The organism is Paenibacillus hemerocallicola, from assembly GCF_006265175.1.
In the GTDB taxonomy this organism is placed as follows: domain Bacteria; phylum Bacillota; class Bacilli; order Paenibacillales; family NBRC-103111; genus Paenibacillus_AB; species Paenibacillus_AB hemerocallicola.
The window spans coordinates 118004-140412 of the sequence record NZ_VDCQ01000003.1; the positions used below are offsets into that span (position 1 = coordinate 118004).

16 protein-coding genes are annotated in these 22409 nt (G+C 50.3%); 11 read left to right on the forward strand and 5 right to left on the reverse strand.

Annotated elements, in window-relative coordinates:
• Positions 1-111: 111 nt before the first annotated feature.
• From FE784_RS03180 to FE784_RS03205, 6 genes are all read left to right on the forward strand, one after another.
• Positions 112-1008 carry an AraC family transcriptional regulator gene (locus FE784_RS03180; protein ID WP_176705930.1) on the forward strand — a complete coding sequence of 299 codons (897 nt, stop codon included), beginning with the start codon at positions 112-114 and terminating at the stop codon, positions 1006-1008.
• 246 nt (positions 1009-1254) lie between these two features.
• Positions 1255-1974 carry a kasugamycin N-acetyltransferase AAC(2')-IIb gene (aac(2')-IIb, locus tag FE784_RS03185; protein ID WP_139600671.1) on the forward strand — a complete coding sequence of 240 codons (720 nt, stop codon included), beginning with the start codon at positions 1255-1257 and terminating at the stop codon, positions 1972-1974.
• 129 nt (positions 1975-2103) lie between these two features.
• Complete coding sequence (locus tag FE784_RS03190; RefSeq protein WP_176705931.1) at positions 2104-2961, forward strand: AraC family transcriptional regulator; 858 nt, start codon at positions 2104-2106, stop codon at positions 2959-2961.
• A gap of 126 nt (positions 2962-3087) precedes the next feature.
• Positions 3088-4968, forward strand: coding sequence for a heparinase II/III domain-containing protein (locus tag FE784_RS03195; RefSeq protein WP_139600673.1), 1881 nt, complete (start codon positions 3088-3090; stop codon positions 4966-4968).
• Between the two features lie 873 nt (positions 4969-5841).
• Entirely contained in the window at positions 5842-6795 is a 954-nt protein-coding gene (locus FE784_RS03200) for a carbon-nitrogen hydrolase family protein (protein ID WP_139600674.1), read from the forward strand.
• A gap of 376 nt (positions 6796-7171) precedes the next feature.
• Positions 7172-8194 (forward strand): methyltransferase domain-containing protein, encoded by a 1023-nt coding sequence (locus FE784_RS03205; protein WP_139600675.1) that lies wholly within the window; start codon positions 7172-7174, stop codon positions 8192-8194.
• 180 nt (positions 8195-8374) lie between these two features.
• Here the strand turns inward: FE784_RS03205 and FE784_RS03210 are convergent, their stop codons facing one another.
• Positions 8375-8812, reverse strand: a complete 438-nt coding sequence (locus tag FE784_RS03210) for a MarR family winged helix-turn-helix transcriptional regulator (protein WP_176705950.1) — start codon at positions 8810-8812, stop codon at positions 8375-8377.
• Between the two features lie 254 nt (positions 8813-9066).
• On the opposite strand from FE784_RS03210, the gene uvrA reads away from it, so the two are divergent.
• The 4 genes from uvrA to FE784_RS03230 all read left to right on the forward strand — a co-directional run bounded on the left by uvrA (position 9067) and on the right by FE784_RS03230 (position 14110).
• Positions 9067-11571: an excinuclease ABC subunit UvrA gene (gene uvrA / locus FE784_RS03215; RefSeq protein WP_139600677.1), complete on the forward strand. Its 2505-nt coding sequence runs from the start codon at positions 9067-9069 to the stop codon at positions 11569-11571.
• Positions 11572-11976: 405 nt separating this feature from the next.
• Positions 11977-12615: a pentapeptide repeat-containing protein gene (locus FE784_RS03220; protein ID WP_139600678.1), complete on the forward strand. Its 639-nt coding sequence runs from the start codon at positions 11977-11979 to the stop codon at positions 12613-12615.
• A 21-nt stretch (positions 12616-12636) separates the two neighbouring features.
• Positions 12637-13242, forward strand: coding sequence for a pentapeptide repeat-containing protein (locus FE784_RS03225; RefSeq protein WP_139600679.1), 606 nt, complete (start codon positions 12637-12639; stop codon positions 13240-13242).
• 649 nt (positions 13243-13891) lie between these two features.
• Positions 13892-14110 (forward strand): hypothetical protein, encoded by a 219-nt coding sequence (locus FE784_RS03230; protein ID WP_139600680.1) that lies wholly within the window; start codon positions 13892-13894, stop codon positions 14108-14110.
• Between the two features lie 89 nt (positions 14111-14199).
• Here the strand turns inward: FE784_RS03230 and FE784_RS03235 are convergent, their stop codons facing one another.
• The 3 genes from FE784_RS03235 to FE784_RS03245 form a co-directional block, all read right to left on the reverse strand.
• Entirely contained in the window at positions 14200-15045 is an 846-nt protein-coding gene (locus tag FE784_RS03235; protein ID WP_139600681.1) for an SDR family NAD(P)-dependent oxidoreductase, read from the reverse strand.
• Between the two features lies 1 nt (position 15046).
• On the reverse strand, positions 15047-15451 hold the full coding sequence (locus FE784_RS03240) for a MerR family transcriptional regulator (RefSeq protein WP_139600682.1): 405 nt from the start codon (positions 15449-15451) through the stop codon (positions 15047-15049).
• 277 nt (positions 15452-15728) lie between these two features.
• Entirely contained in the window at positions 15729-18839 is a 3111-nt protein-coding gene (locus FE784_RS03245) for a hybrid sensor histidine kinase/response regulator (RefSeq protein WP_139600683.1), read from the reverse strand.
• 355 nt (positions 18840-19194) lie between these two features.
• On the opposite strand from FE784_RS03245, the gene FE784_RS03250 reads away from it, so the two are divergent.
• Entirely contained in the window at positions 19195-20670 is a 1476-nt protein-coding gene (locus FE784_RS03250) for a protein adenylyltransferase SelO (RefSeq protein WP_139600684.1), read from the forward strand.
• Positions 20671-21019: 349 nt separating this feature from the next.
• On the opposite strand, the gene FE784_RS03255 is transcribed toward FE784_RS03250, so the two are convergent.
• The gene (locus FE784_RS03255) at positions 21020-22015 is read right to left on the reverse strand and encodes an ABC transporter substrate-binding protein (protein ID WP_342779072.1); all 996 of its coding nucleotides are present in this window, start codon (positions 22013-22015) and stop codon (positions 21020-21022) included.
• Between the last annotated feature and the right edge of the window lie 394 nt (positions 22016-22409).

A 22409-nucleotide genomic window follows, 5' to 3' on the forward strand; every position in this document is an offset into this window, starting at 1 on the left:
TATTTGCGTCGGCTCCTTTCCATAAATGGTCGTTCCCGGCTGGAGATTACCGCCATTTTATGTCGGAAGTTCCTAGGTTTTGGATTGGATTCGGATAGGGGAGGGAGCTTCATGTCTCGATTTCCTGAGTACCAGGACGCGCTGACTTTTAATAAGTTCGGTAAAAACGATTTGCCGTTTTACGTATTGGTTTGCCGGCATACGAAAAGCTATCGTCTGCATTATCATAACTTTGCGGAACTTTCCTTCGTGATCGAAGGCTCCGGGGAAGAAATCTTGAATGGCCAAAGCCATCCATTAAAACGAGGGACGATTTCATTTCTGCTTCCCAATCATCTCCATGAAATCGTGATCCAGCCGGGGACCGTATTGACGAAATATTGCTGCATGTTCGATCTTCATCTCCTACAGTCGAGCTCCATCGATCCTATCGTATGGGATAAAATTTTGAAAATCGGCAGCGAGCTGCCTTCCCGCTACGATTTGGAAGGAGAACAAATAGAAAGCTTCGAGAGATTGATCGAAGAAATGTTCAAGGAGTACCACTCTAACGGGTTCGGGAAAAACACGGTAATCCGGTCCAAGCTATCCGAGGCGTGCGTCTATTTGCTGCGTACGGTGCAGGAATCCATCCATCAGAGCGGCACCCTGAACATGGAGAAACAAGGGGCGGTCATGGAAATGCTGAAAGTGATCCACATGCACTATAACGAGGAGCTAAGTCTGACATTCCTTTCCGAGACGCTGGGACGGACCCCCACCTATTTGAGCAGCATTTTTAAACGACACGTCGGCCATACGTTTTTGGAATATTTGCACGCACTTCGGGTAGGACGTGCGACCGGGTTGCTGGCAGCTACAAACTTGTCCATCTCCGAAATCGCATTGGAGGTCGGATTCGGAGACTTCCGCACATTTCGCAGAGTGTTCAAAGAAATGAAAGGGATGTCTCCGCTGGAATTCCGGCACCGTTCCCATTCGAACGACGACAACGCCCTGAGCCTTTAATGTTTCAAGATCCGTTTGGCTGTTTCGATTCATCGGATAAGGCAATCCGCCTTCATCAACCCTATACGGATCCGGCTGCCACTCCACTTTACAGTCTTCTGTAAAGTGATTTTTGTGTTGTCAGGTTTTCCTGGCAGGATATTTTGATTTATATTAAATATTCCCAGGTTATCTTTTGACATTTTGATACTATTGATAGTGACACTCAGTGAAGAGCGTACATGGATCGATTGGAGGGATGGAAGCATGAGTGATCGGAAGGTAATCAAACCAAACGCCCATGAGTTGATGGAATTCCATGTTAAGGCGCTGTTTACGCATGACCAGAACGCCCGACTTCGCACGATAAACGAGCCTTGGCCCGGAGAGACCCTTGCCCCCCGTTTTTTCTTGGGACGGACTACAGTAGGAACGACTCTATGCCGGTTCCGGTATGATGTTCCGGTGAAGCTTGTCGAACAATTGGAGAGATTGTGCGCTGACGAACCGGTCGTGACGGATTTCCAGACGAAGCCGAAACATGCCGAGGAGTATTTGAACCTTTTGCAAGGGGAACGATTCACGATGGGGCCTTGTTTTCTCGTGCCTGACGAAATCGTGCCGTTCACACAGGTTGTCAGCATCACCCCGGAAAACAGGACGGAGTTTTTGCACGGCGATTTTGAATGGCTGAACTCGGAAATAGACTTCGCGCAGCCTTGCATAGCGCTCGTGCGCGAAGGCCGGGCCGTCTCGATCTGTCGTAGCGTTCGCATCACATCCAGGGCGCACGAAGCAGGGCTGGAGACCTTGAATGCTTTTCGCGGAAGGGGATATGCCGCGGCAGTAGTTGCCGGATGGGCAAGGGCGGTGCGGGAGCTGGGGATTGTCCCGTTATACAGCACCTCATGGGAGAATGCTGCATCCCGAAGCGTGGCAGCAAAATCGGCTTTGACTTTCTATGGAGTCAACTTCACGGTGACTTGATCACATTTGCGAGGAATTACTGCCGATTCATGATGCCATCGAATTATATTGTGCAGCGATCCGCTATGACCCGCTATAATGTACGTAGGGCGGATTTGGGCACAATTGAACGGAAAAGGTGGGAGCGGAATGGAACCGGCTGGTCAGCTTCTCAATTATTTTGTCCATCATCTGAGCAGCTTCAGGACAAAACCGTTTTATCATAGCCATACCGACTACGAGGTTTACTATTTTCATGGCGGGAGCGGCTCGGTGCTCGTGGGCGAGACATCGATCGATCTCGTTCCCGGGGACTTGATCATTATGAACGGGATCAAGCGCCACGGCTCTGTTATGCGCGATACATGCGCCCGCACGATGTTGCGCATCGAGGAATCCAGCGTGCAGCCGCTGGTGCAATTGCCGGGAACCGTCGATTTGTTCCGCCCGTTCCGCGAGCTGCAAAACGGTCACTGGCGTCTGACGGGAAGTCGCAAAGAAGAAGTTGAACACATTTTGGCGAAAATCGACAGATTTTACAACCAGCCAGGGCAAGTCAACGTTACCCGTCTGCGTATGGCCGTCGCCGAGCTACTGCTGTTTATTTACGATTGCGACGAGCGGCAGCCCGGCAGACGGGAAGACGCCGCAGGGGAGAAGGAAAGCCACGTGCGAAATGTCATCGCGTATATCGAGCAGCATTATATGCGCGATCTGTCCTTGGACGAGCTGGCACAAGGCGTTCATTTCAGCAAATATTATGTGCTGAGGCTATTTAAAGAGGTGACCGGCATGACGGTGTTCGAATACATTCGCCGGCGCCGTATCAATGAGGCGAAGCTGCTGTTCACGCTGAACAAGGCCGAGACGGTGACCGACATCAGCTATCGGCTCGGTTTCAAGCAACCGACGCATTTTTCGCGTCTTTTCAAACAATTCGTAGGCCAATCGCCGGAGCAATACCGCAAGCAACTGGAAATCATGTTGGCGGACCGCAACGATAGATAGGCAGTTCGCCGAATACGGCAATCATCGGCATTCGGAGGATCCGCTTCCGTGGTATGCTCTAATTCGAGCGCCTGTCAAACGACGGAGCGCAAGCTACCTTTATATTCGGTTTTGGGAGGCTACGGAATGTACGGATTTATACGATACGATGCAACGTCCGCTTACGAGCAGTCAGCCGGTTTTCCGCGCGGATTGAGGGTCTGGAGCGACGAGGAACGAGCAAACGAGCTGAAAAGGAGGATCGCGGAAGAGAAGCGGAGGTCGGAGCTTCACGTGCATTATTACCGGATCGATCACGTGCTTGCTTTTCCGCTGCCGGTCACGCAGCTGGACATTATACGCAAGCCGGAAGGGATTCCGGGGATGGAAGCTTACCCTTGGTACACTTGGTTCATGTGGGCGATCAAGGAGCGTTGGGATTTGCTGCATGCGGCTTGGCGGCGGTTCGGCGACGAGGAGGCGGGGCTTCTGCTGCAACATGAGCTGGCCATAACCGCCAATTGGAGCAATGGACATAAAGGTCCCGGCAAGGCCGGGTTATTCAACGGTCATCTGGCTGTTTGTCTGGCCAATTATTTGCAGCGTCCCGAGGGCTGGGACCGCGAGCTTCTCGAGAATACGAGGCAATCCGCCATTCAGTTGCTGGAAAGGGACATCGTTCCGTTTTACCATAACGTCTGGGGGCAGAGAGAGCGGGTCGTTTCCGAGCATCTCGTAAATATTCCGGTTATCGTACTGCTCGGCGGCGCTTATTTGGCGGAGACCGTCGGACATGGCGAAGCGTCATCGTTGGCGGACAAAGCACAGGAAGTCGTGATGGTTTGGAAAACGGCCCGGCTCGGTGACGAGCATTTATCCGAAGGCATCGCGTACGACGGTTTCTGGCTCGATGCGCTGACGGACTGGCTGACGGCGCGGGCTAGTTCCAGGCCGTCCGATTCGGATAACGAGCCCGCGTATGCTTCCTTTGTCAACAGCTGTATACAGCTGGCGCTGCCGGGACGTATCGATATCAATGCTCCGCTCGGGGACAACGAGCCGGAAATGCCATTTTGGATGGACGCCGCGCTAAAGCTGACCCGTATCTACGATTGGCCGGAGGGCCATTGGCTGGCCGGCAGGCTGCCGCCTGCACGCATGACCGCCGCGGCTTTGGAGCAGCTGCTCGATTGGCCTTGGCGCGATCGACCGGACCAAGAGCAGCCTGTTGCCCGCTGCGAGGAGCACCCTTTCGCCGTCAGCCTGCGAAGCGGCTGGGGCAGCGAACACCTGCTGGCGGCCGTCGGCGCTAGCCGGTATCCGCTCGGGCATTTGCACTTTGACGGCGGGCACGTCGTCATCGGCGGGGGCGATCGCTTCTGGATTACCGATCCCGGCTATCAGCAGTACCGTCAAGGGCCGGAACGGGAATTTTCGATCGGGATGCAAGCCCACAACGCACCGGTGTTGGACGGTATGCCCCAAACGAAACGCGCCGCTCTCGTACTGCGGGCGGAAACGGATCAAGAAGGAAGGCAGCATACGGCGCTGCAGTTGGCCGATTGCTATGGGACGACGACCGATTCCGGCGAAGCTGCGGCGACCGACGTGATTCGCGATGTGTGGATGCTTCCTCGGGGTGTAGTTGTCGTCAAGGATACTATCCAAACGGCACGAAACGGTTTGCGGGCGGACTATTATTGGCAAGCCGGCACATTTCTCGCCTGGGCGTTTCCGGACGGCTGGGCTCGTCTCGGAGACGGTGCGCAGGCGATGTGGATCGGCGCTTTCGACGGATCGGGCGTACAGGAGCCGATTGCACCGGTAGCGCTGCATCGCCACGAGGGCAGCCGCGGCCCGCTGACGCTGCATCATTCTCGCGTATTGGAGCAGGACGGCGGAACGGTTTGGTGGGTATTCGCCTTCGATCGCAGCGCGGGCTGGACGCCGCCGGTTGCAAGTATGGACGAAAGCGGACTCACCATTCGTTTTGCCGAAGGGGTCGAATCGAATGTGCCGATAAAATAATGCATGTATATAATGAGGTTGTTGACATTGTCCGATGTCATCAACCTTATTTACATTTCCGTCCAAACGAAATATGCCAATAGTACGTGGGTTTGGCTGATTCGGGAGCTTGTCTCCTGTCGTGTGCTCCTACATCGCATGATCGGTGAAGGCTTGCCGTCTTTGCCGGCGTTCGCGAGACGTGATTCCATAAAATAGCGGAACTGGCGTATGTTATTGAACCGAATAGCAGTGTCGACAGCAAAATAACGGAAAGCTATTCCTCTATTATGCTGTTCATTATGTATTATCCCCCCGAGAGATCGTATTAACGGAAGCCAGTGCCGTTATAATCGGGATTGTAGTGAAATTCGGGACAATAACGGAAGTCTGTGCCGCTATATATAGGGAGTGTATCACTCAAGCCCACTTAATCGCCTCCAAGCTGTATGCGGCTTATGCGTTAGTAGTTTTTTCGAGGGGAAATTTCCCGCTAAATTACTTTTGGAAGTATATTCCCTTTTCCGAACGAGTGTGATATAAATGAGTTGAAAATGAATCTAATCATTTATTTTTATTTATATATGAATATATGGATTCAATCTTTTTCGACTGTTGAACTCCATGCATTCCACGATCGAACAACAGTTTAAAGCGAAGAGGGTGGATTGTCAGCCTCAACAAAGGTTGTCGAGCTTTGATTGTAATCGCTCTCTTAAAAGCTGCGCTGATATTATCGGATCGGAACTTCTTAAGCAAGTTGGCCTCGCGTTCCAGAACAATCCCACTAAACGCATATGCAGCTTAACCGGTAGCGGATGACAAGCATTTAGGGAACCGACCGCCAGTACAGGGAGCAGATCGGGCAAATCATCTCGAAGGAGAATCGTAGCGATGGCGAACTATGTGAAAATCAGCTGCTTGACAGCCCCACACTGCCGGATCGATCCGTTGACAGATATGGAGGCGATAGTCGATCGGATCATTGCATACTGGAGCAAGCAATTGGACCAGGTACTGCGCGATCGACCGGACCTGATCGTACTGCCGGAATGCTGCGACGACCCGATGAAGCAAGACCGTACACTGGAATGGTTGTATGACTATTACCGATATCGCGGGAACCGTGTTCGCGATTTTTTCGCGGCAACGGGCAGGGACAATCGATGCTACATTGCTTATTCCGCTATGATCGAAGCCGCCGACGGAAGCTTTCGCAACGCAACCCAGCTCCTTGATCGGTCCGGATCCGTTTGCGGCGTATACAACAAAAACCATCTCACGATCAAACAAAAATCGACCTCCGGCACGTTATACGGCAAATTCGCGCCGATTATACAAACGGATTTCGGTCGAGTCGCCTGCGTGATCTGCTTCGACTTGAATTTCAATGAGCTGCTGGAGCAATACGCACGGGAAAAGCCCGATCTGATCGTATTCTCCTCCGCCTATCACGGCGGCTTGATGCAGCAATATTGGGCTTACCAATGTCGGGCCCATTTCGCCGGGTCCGTGTATTTGCCGAACCCATGCTCGATTATTTCGCCTGTTGGGGAAATCGTCGGGGAGAGCACGAATTATTACCCCTATGTAACTCAGACGGTGAATCTGGACTGCGCCGTCATTCATCTGGACTACAACATGCCGCGGCTGGAAGAATTGAAACGAAAATACGGCGCTAAAGTACACGTTCAAGATCCGGGTCGTCTCGGATCGGTTTTAATATCCAGCGAAACCGACGAGTTCTCTGTCGATGAAGTGATCCGAGAGTTCGATCTGGAATTGTTGGACGATTATTTTGCCCGATCGCGTGCCGATCGTTGTAAAAGCGGTCATCTTGAGCCGTAAACCGCCGCCAGCACCACACGAGCGTAGTTATTACAATCATTGAGTATAGCTTCATCCTGCTGTATAATGTGAATATTCGTATTGATGGAGGGATGAGAACGTTGATGATGATGGCCGTATTCTTGACAGTTGTTATCAGTTGCTAATGAACTGAATAACGCGAATGACACGCGAGAAACCCAAATCCGATATTTCGGGTTCTGTTTTCATGGATTTCTTCCTGCTGTCGATTGTCAAGGAACGGAATAGTCAATACGCTCTTTTCTAAGGCGGCCCTGAGAGAGGGGTCTACTTACTGTATAGGAGACGCGAATGGACTTTTGTTCATTTGCGTTTTTTTATACCCAAAATCCCGAATACGAAGGAGAAATAGGAAGTGGCGCATCTATTTGCAACGGTATTGCCTGGGCTCGAGTACGTTTTGGAGAATGAAATTCGGGTTAAAATTACTGACGCTAAAATCGAAAATATAGAGCGAGGCAAAGTTTTTTTTACTTCCGACTTGCCTGCTGACGCATTAATGGTTTTACGGACTGCTGACAACCTATACGAATCGATTCATCGGTTTCGGGTTGGCCCTCATAAGATTCATTTAATCGGCATAGAAAAAGAAATATCCCAATTAGACCTTTCTTGCTCTTCTCGCAACCGGTCAGAACCTGTCAGCTTTAACGTGAACGCCAGCCGAAAGGGAAAGCATACTTATTCCCGTTTTGAAGCTGCTGAAGCCGCCGCACGGGGAATTGCGAAACGCAATGCTTTTTGTCGGCACGAGATCGCTGGTACGCATGATATAGAATTTCGGCTTGATATTGATCATGAAGAGGCGATGTTCGCTTTAAGGCTGACGGATGCCGCATTTCGTTATCGAAAGAACGCAAGAAGTTTTACCAACGCCGCTTTGCGTCCTACAATCGCCCATGCGCTAGTTTGGCTATCAAGTCCCGAACCGACGGATGTTTTTGTTGACCCATGCTGCGGTTCGGGAACGATTGTTTCCGAACGTATTGCGTACGCTTATTCTCGAATATGCGGAGGGGATTTGTCCAAAGAGGCAGTCGCAGCCTCATTGGAAAATGTAGGAATCCGCGATCATGTAAAGATTCGACATTGGGACGCCCGGCGTCTGCCCATCGAAGCCGGTACTGTAAATAAAATGGTTACCAATTTGCCGTTTGGCCGGCAAATCTCATCCGATGAACTCATCCCGTCCCTGTATCAAGCCGTCTTCAAGGAGATGAGACGGGTGTTGGACAAGAACGGATTCGTCCTTTGCATGACCGATGCGGATGCCGCGTTACAAACCGCCGCCCGACAGGTCGATTTCAGCTGCCGCAAGGAGGCTGCACTTAGCTTAAAAGGGCTTCACCCGGCAATCTATAGGCTCGAAAAACAGTAGTACCCATAGAGCAGAAAGGTTCTGAGACACATCCAAGTTTTTCAATTGTAATATCAAAAGAAACTCCGCGTACCGAAACGCGGGGCGAGACGCATAAACAGGTATGATGTACTGGATCAAATGAAACAAAAGGGCGATATCCGAGGTGTTTTAACTCTCCGGATTATCGTCCTTTTAGTTTCAGGAAGAAGATTTGTTGCGAGTCGTGGAGCTGAGACGATGAATCTGCTCTTCCAAGACGTCACTTGCCTTGCCTAAAAACTGTGTAATCAGCTCGAGCTCCTCTTCCGTATAGGTGGAAGCCAGTTTCACCATCGCGGTGTGAAGGGGGAGGTACGTATTGAAGACCTCTTCTTTATTTTCATATAAAGGGACAATAATTACTTTGCGACGGTCGTTCGGGTCCTTTTGTCTGCGAACAAAGCCGTTTTTTTCGAGCCGGTCAATCAACGCGGTGACGCTGCCTGTAGCAAGTCCGGTCAGCTTGGACAGCTCGCCGGCGGTAATGGGTCCTTTTTCATGCAGAATATCTACGGATAGATATTCATTATTGTATAACCCTAACGAGGCGGCTACATTTTGCTGGTATAGTACCGTGCGGGTGCCCAGGCCTCGCATGCGCAAGGTGAAATTTTGATGCAAATCCGTTGGTTGATCTTGGCGATCGCTTGACAAAAGACAACCCTCCTTTTAAGATATATTTATCTCGATAATCAAGATATTAGATAGAAAAGATACTAGATCATCGTATGTTTAATCAAGTAAACTTATTTTATCGAAATTAACGCGAATTTGCAAAGGAATGAAGCATAATGCTTTGTATAACGGTTTAACGCTACGTTCAAGTTGGGAAATGAGGGGGAATCTTTGTTGTGAAAGAAACTATTGTTATTAAGGGCGCACGGGAAAATAACCTGAAGAATGTCTCGCTTACGCTTCCCAAGTACAAGCTGGTCGTACTGACAGGTCCGTCGGGCTCCGGCAAATCGACGCTGGCCATGGATACGCTTCAGCGGGAATGCCAGAGACAGTATATGGAATCCATGGGTTTGACGTCCGATTCGATCAGCAAGCCGAAGGTCGAATCTATTGAAGGATTGTCGCCATCCATCAGCGTGGGACAGCATGTCACTAACCGCAATCCGCGCTCGACAGTCGGGACAGTTACGGACATATACACGTATGTACGATTTATTTTTTCCAGACTGGGTGAGCGAGTATGCCCATCCTGCAGCGGCAGCATCCTGCCTACCTTTGAGCCGGCTGGTCTGTTGGCGGAAGAAGACGAGGACATGGAGCGTCATACGATGCGTTGTCCGCATTGCAATACGGAGCTTGAGAAGCTGGGAATGTCACACTTTTCCTTCAATAAGCCGGAGGGAGCTTGTGAAGCGTGCAGCGGGCTCGGTCATGTGGCAAGCATCGATGAAGCGGCTGTTTTCAATCCGGAGCTCAGCTTGCGCGACGGGGGAGTTGCTTCTCTGAACGGCGTCCATCGCGATATCCAGATCCGTATTTTAATAGCGGCGGGCAAGCATTACGGATTTGACCTTGACCCTGATCAGCCCTTGAAAGATTACGGCGATATTCAGCGGGACTTGCTGTACTACGGAGTCGAAAGCGAGGCATTCAAGCGTCATTATCCGAATGTGAAGCCGGTTCAAGGCACTAAATTTGAAGGTGTCATACCTGGATTGTGGCGGCGCTACAAGGAGAAGGAGGGGGAGTCCGGCTCACAGGAAAAAGAAGGGGGCTTTTTTCATGAACAGCTATGCCCCGAATGCCGCGGAGCTCGCTTAAAGAAAGATATTCGTCTTGTTCGGGTAGCTGACGCCTCCATCTCCGACCTATCGGACTGGTCGCTCGTCGATGTGTACGAATGGATGGGAGGGTTGCGGGCGGTACTTCCCATAGAAGGACTTCATCTGCTTGAGCCGATCCTCCACGATATGCCTGTACGGTTAAAGCGGATTATCGATGTAGGTCTCGGCTATCTTTCCATGAACAGGCAGACGGTAACATTGTCCGGAGGTGAAGCACAACGGCTGCGGCTCGCATCGTTGCTTGGTTCAGGCTTGACTGGCGTGCTGTATATTCTGGATGAACCGACGACGGGTCTTCATCCTCGGGATACGGTTGGCCTCATACGGGTGCTTCAGGAGCTGCGCGATCTGGGCAATACAGTCCTCGTTATCGAGCACGATGTCGAGATGATGCGTGCTGCCGATCATATTATCGATATCGGTCCGGGCGCCGGATTGTACGGTGGAACCGTTGTGGGCGAAGGTAATCTGGAGGATCTGATGGCAAGCGAGCTTTCGGTTACGGGTGCTTATCTGAGAGAAGAGAACCTCTCGACTTCCGCCCGTGTCCAAAGGAAGGGGAACGGACATCATGTCACGATCCGCGAAGCTCGGTTCCGCAATATCAGTATCCCGGCAGTTTCCTTTCCGCTTGGCTGCCTAGTGTCCGTAACGGGGGTTTCGGGGTCGGGCAAATCTACGCTTGTATTCGATATCCTCGCACAAGGAAGTCCGAAAGGAAACGAGCAGAGCGGATACAAGGAAATTACGGGCTTGGAGCAAGTCGGAAATATCGTTATCTTTGACCAAACGCCAATGGGAAGAGTTCAGCGCTCGAATGTCGCGACCTATACCGATGTGTTTACACACCTGCGCCAGCTGTTTGCCGGATTGCCGGAGGCCAAGGAAAGAAAGCTGACCTCGAAGCATTTTTCTTTTAATACGCCGGGAGGTCGTTGCGAGACATGCCAAGGTCTGGGCGTGCTGTCCGTAGATATGAATTTTTTGCCCGATCTGGAGGTGAAGTGCCACGACTGCAAGGGTAGAAGGTTTACTGACGAGGTCTTGCGGGTTCGGTATGAAGGAGTTTCCATCTCGGATCTGCTGAATATGTCCGTACAGGAAAGCCTGCCGATCCTCAAGTCGGAGTCCAAGATTGCAGGCATGATTGCGATGCTGTGTGAGGTAGGGCTTGGTTATCTGAAATGGGGTCAATCGGTCAAAACGTTGTCCGGTGGCGAAGGACAGCGGATCAGGCTGGCGAAAGAGCTGAGCAAACCATCCAAAAACCATACGCTATATTTGCTGGATGAGCCGACGACCGGCCTCCATCCATCCGATATCAAACAGCTTCATATCTTATTGAAAAAGCTGGTCGAAACGGGAAATACCGTAATTGTTGTCGAGCATAGCCTGGAATTGATCCGGGATTCCGACTGGGTTATCGATATCGGACCGGAAGGAGGCGCAGCCGGCGGCAAGCTTGTAGCCGAAGGTACACCGGAGCAAATAGCCGAAGCTCCGGCTTCTTACACGGGAGTGTTCTTGAAAAGGATTCTGACTGAAGGTCTCTGATTACTGTGAGCCGAGGTCTCAGTGGAGCTTAGCCCTTGTTGGTTTTGTTGCAGAAGAAGTAATATGAGGAGGGTACATGGGACGATGGCAAAATCCTTATGGCATATTCCGTCTGTCATTGCTCTGCTGGCGCGCTTGCGATGAGCAAATATAAATTTGGTCCAGCTGCCGAACTCGAACAATATTCGGCTTCACTTTAATAAATCCGTAAACGTGTCAACATAAGTTGTTCCAAAAAAGCTTGAGAAATCAGGCTTTTTTAATTTATGAGGCAACTGGCGAACCGGTTAGGGTATCGGCTTGTCAAGCAAATTGAATCATCCTATACTAGTTAACATATCAACTAATGGAACTACAATTTGCCGGAGGCGTCAACTTCAATAGGGAGAACAAATGGAGGTATATATGAAAAGTAAGATCGAGATCCCGAAAATCCCTTTAAGCCTACCCATATTATCACAACAAGTTTTCTCGTTGAAATCAAAAGATGAGTTCAGTATGGGGACTATAGACGACATCACAATCGACAATCAGAAAGCTTCCAAGGTTTCATTTGAAAAAATGGTTTTTAAAAATGTAACCATAATGGAATCGGCATTGACGGAGACTGAGCTTACAGACGTCATTTTCGATAAATGCGACTTTTCAAATATTGATTTTTCCGGTTCCTTCATTCATCGGGCAGAGTTCAGAAATTGCAAGCTGATAGGAACCGATTTCTCGAGAAGCAGATTTCAGAACGTTAGTTTTCTAAGTTGCTTGGGGGATTATTCCATGTTTCGATTTGCAAAATTTAAGCAAGTCGGATTCGAGGACTGTTCCTTAATTAGCGCGGACTTTTATCAGTCCACCTTTCAAAAAATATGGTTTACCGTCTGCAATATGGATCAAGCGGTCTTGTCAGGGTCGAAGCTGGAAGGGATCGACTTAAGCGATTGCGAATTTGAAAAATTATACGTAGAAATTGAAGACTTGAATGGCTGCATCATCTCATCGCATCATGCTTCGTCTTTTGCCGGACTTTTAGGTTTGGTTATTAAATAGGGATTGATTGGGAGGCATACTATGTTCCAGTACATCGATCAACATTATAATGCGGTTAATTATAGCGGACGAGATTTAAGGGACGGCGAGCTCATTCGTTGTACATTTGAACGCTGCACCTTTACTAACGGTTCACTGGAGGAAATCACGACAAGCGACTGTCGTTTCATTGAATGTAATTTTCGCGGAGCCACGTTGAACGGTTCGATTCACTCGGATTCGGCTTTTGTAAATTGCAGCTTCGTGGAAGCCAATCTCTTCGTCTCGAAATTCAACAATTGCAAAATGACAGGTTCGGACTTTTCAAACGCTCAAATGGATGGTATTACAATTTTTCACGGGGATTGGTCTTATACGAATTTGAGACACACTCGGTTTGTAAAACAGGATATGAGGGGAATTCGCTTCAATGAGGCCGATCTCTCCGAAGCTAATTTGGAGAAAGCGGACTTGAGAGATTGCGACCTGACAAGAGCCATTTTGGCTAAGGCCAAACTGCAAGGGGCCGATTTGCGCGGTGCCAATCTGGATGGGGTCGATTTTAAATCGTTTGCCGTCAAAGGTGCGCGGATGGACAGAGAACAAGCTATTCTTTTTTTGCGTTCACATGGTGCGAAGATAGATTGAGACCAGTTGATGGACAGAGAGCCGGAGGAAACGAGACTGCTGCTGGAGCCGGTTACCGTTATTTTCCGATGCGAAATCGCCTTTGCGCAAAAAAACTGGGGCATGCTGGCGCAAGGGATCGAACAGCTTCGGCTATGCTTCGCCGGAGAGGATCAGCGCATGGCGCTTTCCTTCTATGTAAGCCAGTGGGCGCTAGCGCAAAGCGAAGTCGAGGTGTTTTGGACCATGCGACGGAATGCTTGCCTTACTTTGAAACTACGGGTCACGCCATGCGTATGGAGCAGTTGTATGAAGCTTTGGCCGTCGTATCAGAGGAAGGGCGTCGATATAAGGAATCTTCGCTTTATTACCGCAAATTGGTATATTTGCTGCGGAGTCAGGGTGGAGGAGGGACTCCAGCATCGGGTTAAATACAAACAAAGCCGCATCCGTTTCGTTTCAATGAGCGAAAGGAGCGGTTTTTTTTGCGGAAAAGCCCGTTCTCACCAAAAAAATACGGCGTGTATTGTCCACATGGGGCGATATCGCTTCTTTGTTTTGTCTTATGAACGAATGGAACAACTGATCGGAGTCTGGAGTCGCAATCCCAGCGTAACGGTTCACGAATTCGGTCGGTCTATTGGCGGCAGAATACTGTACATGGGAAAGTATGGTCGAGCCGATCCTGTACCCCGGCCCGGAGTCATTCTCTTCGCCTGAGGAATGGGTTGCATTGCGGGAGCTGATGAGAAAGAACGATCCGAACCATTACGTCAAAACGCTGCATATTTCGGAGCAGAGGCTCGGGAGGCCTGACGGTTGGAACGGCGGTCCGCAATGGCAAATCGGGATGACCGGCACATTGGATCCGGCAGCCTTCGCTGCATGAACGGGCAGAATGATAGCTACTCCGATGGCCGACCTGCGAAAAGTCATTTTCTGAAATTCGGGTCCAGGCTTTCGTACCAGTCTCTCCTGCTATTGGACTTGTGTGAACTCCAGCCGATAAATTTCATCAGTTTTCCGAAGAATTTCCTCTGCATAATGGGCAAATGGCGCTTGAACCGGCTTGCCTTTTACCAGAAACGCCCCGTTATCGGTTTGCTGCCGATGGAATGCCGCATCATACAGTCTGGCAGCCCCTTTGCTAGGCGGCGAAAAGAACAGGTGAACCAGAGGTGTCATAAAGGCCGGCATGCCGGAGCTTTTGGTCATTGGCGTTTTATTGGGGCCCGGACAGACGCTTCTAATCCGGATTCCCTCCGTCGCGAGAGCTGGCGCGACTTGTTGTGACCAAAGCGATAGCGCCAGCTTGCTGTCCGCGTAGGGTCCAAGAAGCTTGCGAAAATGCCGCACTTGCCCCAGCGTCTCCGGATTCAAGCGTTTCACCGTCAATGAAGCATTGGATGAAGTGTTAATGACTGTTTTTGTAACGCCTCGCAGCAGCAAAGGCTTCAGTTCCATCAGTACAATATAAGGCGCAACCGTATTTACCTCATAATGCGCTTCGCGTCCTTGCCTGGATACATCCGAATTCGCCAGGCTGATTCCCGCATTGTTAAACAGCGCATCAACAGCTTCCACATCTGCGACTATGCGTTGAAGAACCACTTTAAGCTGCGCGAAATCACGGAGATCGACACGATACAATTGCAGTCGATTTTGCCGTATGGCTTGTTGAATGGATAACTCATGATCTGGAAATTCTGAACGATTCATCGCAATAATATGCCATCCTTCAGCCAACAAGCGTTTGGTCAGCTCCAAGCCGATACCCGAATTCGCTCCTGTAATGCATGCAACTTTAGGTGTATCGTTTTTCATCTTAGCTTTTCGCCTCCGTATTCGACTCCGATCTTCTCAAGGCCAGCTTCTCGCCACTGTGCAGCTTTGCCGTAATTACATCCAGAATTTTTTGCAATTCACGCATTTGCCCCTCGACTTTTCTTTTGTAATCGAGCAGCATGTCGCGGATAACGGGAATGTTCTGGATGTCCTCATCCATGGGCAGCTTCATAAAAGGACTGATTTCCTCCAGCGACATTCCGGCTTTCTTCAGGCATAAGAGAACCATTACTCTTTCCTCATCCTCAGCTGAATAATAGCGGTGTCCATTGTTCTTGCGCATGGCAAAGGGCAACAGCCCGATTTTTTCGTAATACCTTAATGTGTCTTCACTAACACCGGTCAGTGCGGCGAATTGCTTGATTGTATAGGTACGCTGCTTCATTTTTCATCCCCAGCTTTCTTTTCTTTGCCTAGCTGTTAAAAGCCTTTAAAAGCATATTACAACTTGGAGCCAACTCCAAGTCAATACAAGGTTGCAAATTCGTTTGCTAATCGAACGCCATGACCGAAATCGGGCAAAAAACAAACCGCATTCACTATTGCTGAACTACCTAAGTTCGCGAATAGTAAAATGCGGTTCAATAATGTCCATACTCGCCGATATACAGCATGATCAGCGGTGGATTGCAGCTTGCTCGCTCACGATCGGATCGACGACATCAGGTTTTTGGATGCCGTGCAGATTTCCTCGATCTCGATTTCGGAATGCGGAACGAAATCGTTGTTCCGACTCCCGGCTCGCTATGGATGAACAAGCCTTCGCCGTACTGCTGCGTCAGTCTCCGATGCGTGTTGAGCAGTCCGATTCCCCGGCCGCTTCGCCGTTCGCCGTTCAGCAGCCCGCTGATTTTCTCCTGATCGATGCCTGCGCCGTCGTCCGAGATCGTTACGGTCGAATAATCGTTGTCGTTGGTTATGGTAATCCGGACGGTTCCGCCTTCGAACTTGCTGAGTATGCCGTGCTTCACGGCGTTCTCCACCACCGGCTGGATCGTGAGAGGAGGGAGCTGCAGTCCGTGATTCGGTTCGATCTCCCAGACGACGTTCAACCGGTCCTCGAAACGCTCCTTCTCGATATACAGATAAGAACGAACCAGTGTAAGCTCGTGCTCGAGCGGGACTAACCGCTCGGAGTTCCAGAAATCGAAGCTGATCCGCAAGTAGGTGCTGAATGCTTCGACAAGCCCGTTCATTTTGTTCGTATCGATATCGCCCAATGCCGTGATCGAATTCAGTGTATTAAACAAAAAGTGGGGTTGGATCTGGGCTTGCAAATAAGCCGCTTCCATTCGAAGCCGTTCGCCGACCGACTGCTTCAGGCTGATCAATGCCCTCACCCGGTATTTCAATTCCATGGCGTCAACCGGCTTGGTCACGTAATCGTTCGCTCCGGACAAAAATCCCGAGTAGACGTCTTCCTGCTGGTTGCGCGCCGTCAGCAGCAAAATCGGCAACTCGGATATCGAGTAGCGTTCCCGTACGATCCGCGCTAACTCGTAACCGGACATCCGGGACATCATGACGTCGGCGATCAGCAGATCCCACTGGGTAGTCTCCAGCAGCGATACGGCTTCCACTCCGGAAGTCGTAACCGTGATGTCGTACCGTTCCGAGGACAAAATATTGCTCAATACTTTCAAATTGATCGAATCGTCGTCGACGGCCAATATTTTCGGATTACCGGTAGATGGAGCTTCCTTCGATACTTGGAAGGAGTCCGGTAACGGCGGCACCGTCCCGGCATCTATGACCACCGGATCTCCTTGGGCGGCGGACGGGTCGGGTAGTTCCGAATACGAAGCGATATGATGATTATCGGACAAAGGAAGCGTAAAAGTGAAAACCGATCCTTCGCCCGGCGCCGATCGTAAGGTCAACAAACCGCCGTGAAGCTCTATCAGCGACCTGCATATGCTCAGACCGAGTCCGATGCCTGCGCCGACGCCGAAGCCGGCAGCTCCTTGCTCGTAGGGCAGGAATGCGCGAGCTTGCGTGTCGTAGTCCATCCCGATTCCGGTGTCCGATACGTGGATAGCCGCCCGACCCTCCATGATTTCGGCTGAAACAGAAATCATACCCTCATGCGTAAATTTGATCGCATTATGAAGCAGGTTGAACAAAATTTGCACAAGTCTTTTCTCGTCGGCGATGACGGCGGGAAAAGACGGCGCAATCTCCATGCCGATCCGGATCGGCTTGCCCTCGGTCAAATACCTGACCATATCGATCACGCCGGTTGCTACGGATTGTACGCGAACGTTGCCGGGGCGAAGAGAAACGCGATTTTCCTTCAATTGCGACAAGTCGAGCAAATCGTTCAGCGTATAGGACATCCGGCGGCTTATCGTAATGAGGAGCTCCAGATCTTTCCGATTTTTCTCCTTCATCGTATCCCACTCGTCGTTCGCGACCGATTGCGCGATATTCATAATGCCGTGCAGCGGCGTTCTCAGCTCGTGGGACGTATTGGCGAGAAATTCATCCTTCAGCCTGTCTTCCTTTTGCAGCCATTCGGTCAGTTTGGCGTTTTGTTCCGCATTGCGGAAATATTGCTTGAACCAGAAGGCGGAAAACCCGACGACCGCCGCCACAATGTCGAACGGGTAAAACGTTACGTCGACATAACCCCTGCTTTTCAAAGATCCCCAGACAATGCTGGACAAGACGCTTGCTGCGGCCATGAGCAGGAAAAAGGCGTCTTTGTAGTTCCGGACGAGCATTTTGGCGATTATGAAGTTGATCGCGACAACCGGAAATACGACAGCAAACGAAAATAGGGGCGTGCATAGCAATATCCATTCGTGAGGCGCGATGATGAGAAAGACCGCATATAAGACGACAAACCAATCGTACCAGCGCAACAACTTACCGCCGATCGTATATTCCGGAAACATTTGCTTGATAACCCTCAGCATGAAATACGACAAGGCCGCGTAGGACAGCAGCTTCAGTTTGATCGACCAGGCGAAAGAAATCGGCAACCAGAGCAGAAGCAGTAAATCGTCGTCTGTGGCGACGGACAGAGCGGCGCAGACGAACAGCACAATCAAAGATAGAATGACCTTTTGCCTGCGGTTGAACAAAAAGACGATACCCGCATACAAGGCGTGCAGCAGCAAAATGACGATCGTGACGAGCTGGAATCCGATCGAGTACATCCGTTCGCTGTCGATAGCCGCCTGCGAGCCGAAGCGAATCGATTTGACGATGCCGCCCATGCGCGGATTGTCGAAGTTGGCGGCATGGACAAACAGTTCGATTTCATTGCGACCGTCCGCCGCGTACGTGGCAGAATAGGTGTTCGCCTTGGCCTTGTAATGTTCCTTGTTTTCCGCCGGCGGACCAAAGCTCGACAGCTTTTCCCCGTTCACATACATTGCCGAAGCAGCCGAAATTTTTTGAACCCAAAAACCGTACGGCTGCTCCAGATTTCCGCTGACCATTATGCGCAGCCGGTAGGTTCCGTAGCCGTAGGGGGTTTGTCCGGGCATAGACGTACGCCAGTCACTCGGAACTTGGATATAGGCCGGCTCCGATGAGGAGGTTGGTCCTCGTTCGTTATTCGGCACTAATTGTTCCGGATAAAACTCCCACTCGCCGTTAAGCGTGATCGATCGGTTGCCCTCGAAGTTCCATTCGCGCAAGTCCAGCACGCCTCGAGAGGCGTGAGGATGGTCCGGGGTCGCTTGTATGGCCATCCACACCAGGCGCAGACTGGTAAGCAAGCATAGGAATAACGTGATCAGTAAAAACAGCTTGCGTCTCGACATGGAATCAGGCCGTCGTTGCCGGCATCGCGGCAATATCGCTTTCCGCATTCGGCATCCCCGATTTTGACGGTTCGGTATTGTCGGGGGCGTTACATTTTTTCCTCATGTTTGCGTTCTCCTCCGCCGTTAGCGCTATCATTTTTTTGCTATTCCTAGTTTCGCCGCTTTCGTCGGAAATGGCAAGTACGGAAGCAGTGCGAGCGAACGTATGGAAGGGTATAATTAGTTAGCGGAAGTTAACCCTAAAGGGGATGCCCTGTGCCGATACAGAAAGTAGTTATCAAATAACATCGCTTTTGTTTTATGTAATAGAAAATATTAAAATACATAAAAACATGACAAAGAAGGAGATACGATGACAGAGAATAAAGCAGGTACAGAAGCAGGATGGAACTTCGACAACGGTTATGCCCGTCTGCCGAAGTCGCTTTATACGAGGCTCAACCCGACACCCGCAAGCTCGCCGAAGCTGGTTATTTTTAATGATCCGTTGGCAATATCCCTAGGGTTGAACGTTCAAGCGCTGCAAAGCAATGACGGTATATCGGTGCTTGCCGGCAACCGGATTCCCGAAGGGGCATTGCCTCTTGCTCAAGCTTACGCCGGACATCAATTCGGGCATTTTAATTTGCTGGGAGACGGCCGGGCTCTGCTGCTTGGCGAACAGATCACTCCGCAGGGGGAGAGGTTTGATATTCAGCTTAAAGGTTCAGGCAGGACGCCATACTCCCGTCAAGGCGACGGTCGAGCGGCACTCGGACCGATGCTGCGCGAATACATCATCAGCGAAGCCATGTTTGCGCTTGGAATACCTACGACCCGCAGCCTGGCCGTTGTTACAACCGGGGAGTCTATAATCCGTGATACCGAGCAAGCCGGCGCAATTTTGAATCGCGTGGCTGCAAGTCATCTGCGGGTAGGTACTTTTCAATACGTTTCGAATTGGGGCACTGCCCAAGATCTCCAAATATTGGCCGATTACACCTTGCAAAGACATTATCCGGAAGCGGATTCGGAGGAGAACCGCTATCTTGCGCTGCTTCATGAAGTGATCAAGCGGCAGGCCGTACTGATTGCCAAATGGCAGCTGGTCGGCTTTATTCACGGGGTAATGAACACCGACAACATGGCACTCAGCGGAGAAACGATAGATTATGGTCCTTGCGCCTTCATGGATGCCTATGACCCGGCAACTGTATTCAGTTCCATCGACATCCGCGGCCGCTATGCCTATGGCAACCAACCGCGTATTGCCGCCTGGAATCTCGCGAGATTTGCCGAAGCTCTATTGCCTCTGCTGCATGACAACGAGGAGCAGGCTGTCAAATTGGCCGAGGATGCGATTTCAGATTTTATCGAGTTGTATCGCCGCGATTGGCTCGCGGGAATGAGGGCGAAACTGGGAATCTTTAACGAAGAGCAGCACGATGAATCCCTTATTGAAGACCTCCTCAGTATGATGCAGAAAAATCGTGCGGACTTCACCAATACTTTCCGCGCATTAACTTTTGACAAGCCGGAGGATACGGCCCTGTTTGGGACCGTGGAATTTACTCAGTGGCACGAGCTGTGGCAGGCGAGACTGGGCAGGCAGCAGGAACCAAAAGCTTCCTCGCATCAGTTGATGCGGAACAACAATCCAGCGGTCATTCCTCGCAACCATCGTGTAGAAGACGCGCTGGAGGCCGCGGTGAATCTAGGAGATTTCAGCGTAATGGAGAGGCTTCTTGATGTTCTATCGCGCCCTTTCGCTCACTCCAACGAACAGGCTGATTACTCCACATTGCCTGCGCAATCAAACCGTCCTTACCGAACCTTTTGCGGGACCTGATGCAGAAACATTGGATCGTTCGAAGGCTGCCGACATGACCGGCAGCCTTAAGGCCCAGGCACAGTAAAAAGCCTTAAGGACTATTTTCTATATTCTACCATGAACAAAGTTTGTAGCGACTCCTCATAATATTGAAGGGGATTAGTATCCAGCCGTTCAACTAAGTTAACATAACATTATTTATGTAAACTAATTATGAAAACGATAAATTCCCAAAGGCAAGAGGGAAAAGAGGATACGGATTCGCTATCGGAAACGAGTGCTCACTCTCCCGCAAAAATGAGGCTGCCGGCTTGGGGAGCGGCAGCCTCATTATGCTAACGGGCGGAAAAGCTCAAATCGATCAAACCTACTTGGACAAGCTCTTCACGACATCGTCCATCACTTTCGAGCCGGCGATAAGTCCGTTGTACAGCCAACTGCCGGAACGGTCGAACTCGTACACATGTCCCGCTTTGACGGCCGGAATGTTTCTCCACAGCGGTTCCTCCAGATTGCCGGCTTGCCCTTTGTCGCTGTTGACGAGGAAAATATAGTCGGCGTCCAGTTCGGCGAGCTTCTCGAGCGAGATTGACACCCAATTTGCTTTGGCATCCGGAAGCACGGCCAAAATATTGGGCGACTTCATACCCAAATCGCCATACAAGACGGCTCCGCTCGCCACTTTACCGTTCACGACGTAAAACGTTTTCTTGCTCAGCCACAATATGGCGGCGGATTTGTCGCCGATCGTTTGCTTGACCTTATCCCGGGTTGTTTTGGCTTTGTCTTCATATTCTTTGAGCGCTTTCTCGGCAATATCGGTTTTATTCAGCAGTTCAGCCATTTTCAACAGCGTTTTGCGCCAATCGCCGACAATTTCGTCACCCAGCACGTAGGTTGGCGCGATTTTTGAGTACTGCTCATACAGCCCCTTGGCTACCTGCGATTCGTTGCCGATCAACAGCAGATCGGGCGAAAAGCTCAGAACCGTCTCCGGAGGAAGCGTCGACGGTATGGTCGGAACTCCGCTTAGCTCTTTCTCCAAATACAGCTGCGTTCCGTTCGCCACCATCCATTGCGCAACCGGCTTCTCTCCCAATACAAGCAGCGGATCTTCCAAATACGAGGCGATTATCCGTTTCGGATTGGCCGGTATCGTTACTTCATTTCCCATTGCATCTTTGACCTTTTTCTCCGCGACCGGCTTGGCGGCTGTAGAAGAACCGGGAGCAGAGGTCTCGGCAGCGGAGCCGGCCACTTGGTTCGTACTTTCTTTGTTCCCTCCGCAAGCCGAAGCCGTCAGCGAGATTGCCAGTATTGCCGATAATAGTCCGATATGTTTCCGCGACTTGAACATGACCATTTTTAGGATTCCTCCATAGATATCGATTAAACAATTACACTCGGCCTCTATGATATTGAAAATCATTATCATAGTCAAGCGTATTCCCTAAAAGAATTTCGTACAAATAAAATTAATAATATTAAATAATAATGACATTAAATACATTTCCGGGTCGTTATTATAGTCCGTGCTCGCAATCGTTAATATCATTAACTAAATGGAGTTAAAGAACCAGCCACGAACAACCAACCACTACAACCCATGCAGTAGAAGGGGGAATTGCCATATAGGCGAGCTTTGTCTTCCACGGAATGAAAACTGTGCGAATAGATCATTCGTTCAACTTATTGGAGATGAGTTGTACTCGAGGTAATACAAAAAATGATATTCATTATAATGATTAAAAATTTAT

What these genes read in the sequence shown, in the direction of transcription:
- FE784_RS03180 (WP_176705930.1), top strand. Translation starts at nt 112, where the DNA reads ATGTCTCGATTTCCTGAGTACCAGGACGCGCTGACTTTTAATAAGTTC.
- FE784_RS03190 (WP_176705931.1), top strand. Translation starts at nt 2,104, where the DNA reads ATGGAACCGGCTGGTCAGCTTCTCAATTATTTTGTCCATCATCTGAGC.
- FE784_RS03195 (WP_139600673.1), top strand. Translation starts at nt 3,088, where the DNA reads ATGTACGGATTTATACGATACGATGCAACGTCCGCTTACGAGCAGTCA.
- FE784_RS03200 (WP_139600674.1), top strand. Translation starts at nt 5,842, where the DNA reads ATGGCGAACTATGTGAAAATCAGCTGCTTGACAGCCCCACACTGCCGG.
- FE784_RS03210 (WP_176705950.1), bottom strand. Translation starts at nt 8,812, where the DNA reads ATGCGAGGCCTGGGCACCCGCACGGTACTATACCAGCAAAATGTAGCC.
- FE784_RS03220 (WP_139600678.1), top strand. Translation starts at nt 11,977, where the DNA reads ATGAAAAGTAAGATCGAGATCCCGAAAATCCCTTTAAGCCTACCCATA.
- FE784_RS03225 (WP_139600679.1), top strand. Translation starts at nt 12,637, where the DNA reads ATGTTCCAGTACATCGATCAACATTATAATGCGGTTAATTATAGCGGA.
- FE784_RS03230 (WP_139600680.1), top strand. Translation starts at nt 13,892, where the DNA reads ATGGTCGAGCCGATCCTGTACCCCGGCCCGGAGTCATTCTCTTCGCCT.
- FE784_RS03235 (WP_139600681.1), bottom strand. Translation starts at nt 15,045, where the DNA reads ATGAAAAACGATACACCTAAAGTTGCATGCATTACAGGAGCGAATTCG.
- FE784_RS03240 (WP_139600682.1), bottom strand. Translation starts at nt 15,451, where the DNA reads ATGAAGCAGCGTACCTATACAATCAAGCAATTCGCCGCACTGACCGGT.
- FE784_RS03245 (WP_139600683.1), bottom strand. Translation starts at nt 18,839, where the DNA reads ATGTCGAGACGCAAGCTGTTTTTACTGATCACGTTATTCCTATGCTTG.
- FE784_RS03250 (WP_139600684.1), top strand. Translation starts at nt 19,195, where the DNA reads ATGACAGAGAATAAAGCAGGTACAGAAGCAGGATGGAACTTCGACAAC.
- FE784_RS03255 (WP_342779072.1), bottom strand. Translation starts at nt 22,015, where the DNA reads ATGGTCATGTTCAAGTCGCGGAAACATATCGGACTATTATCGGCAATA.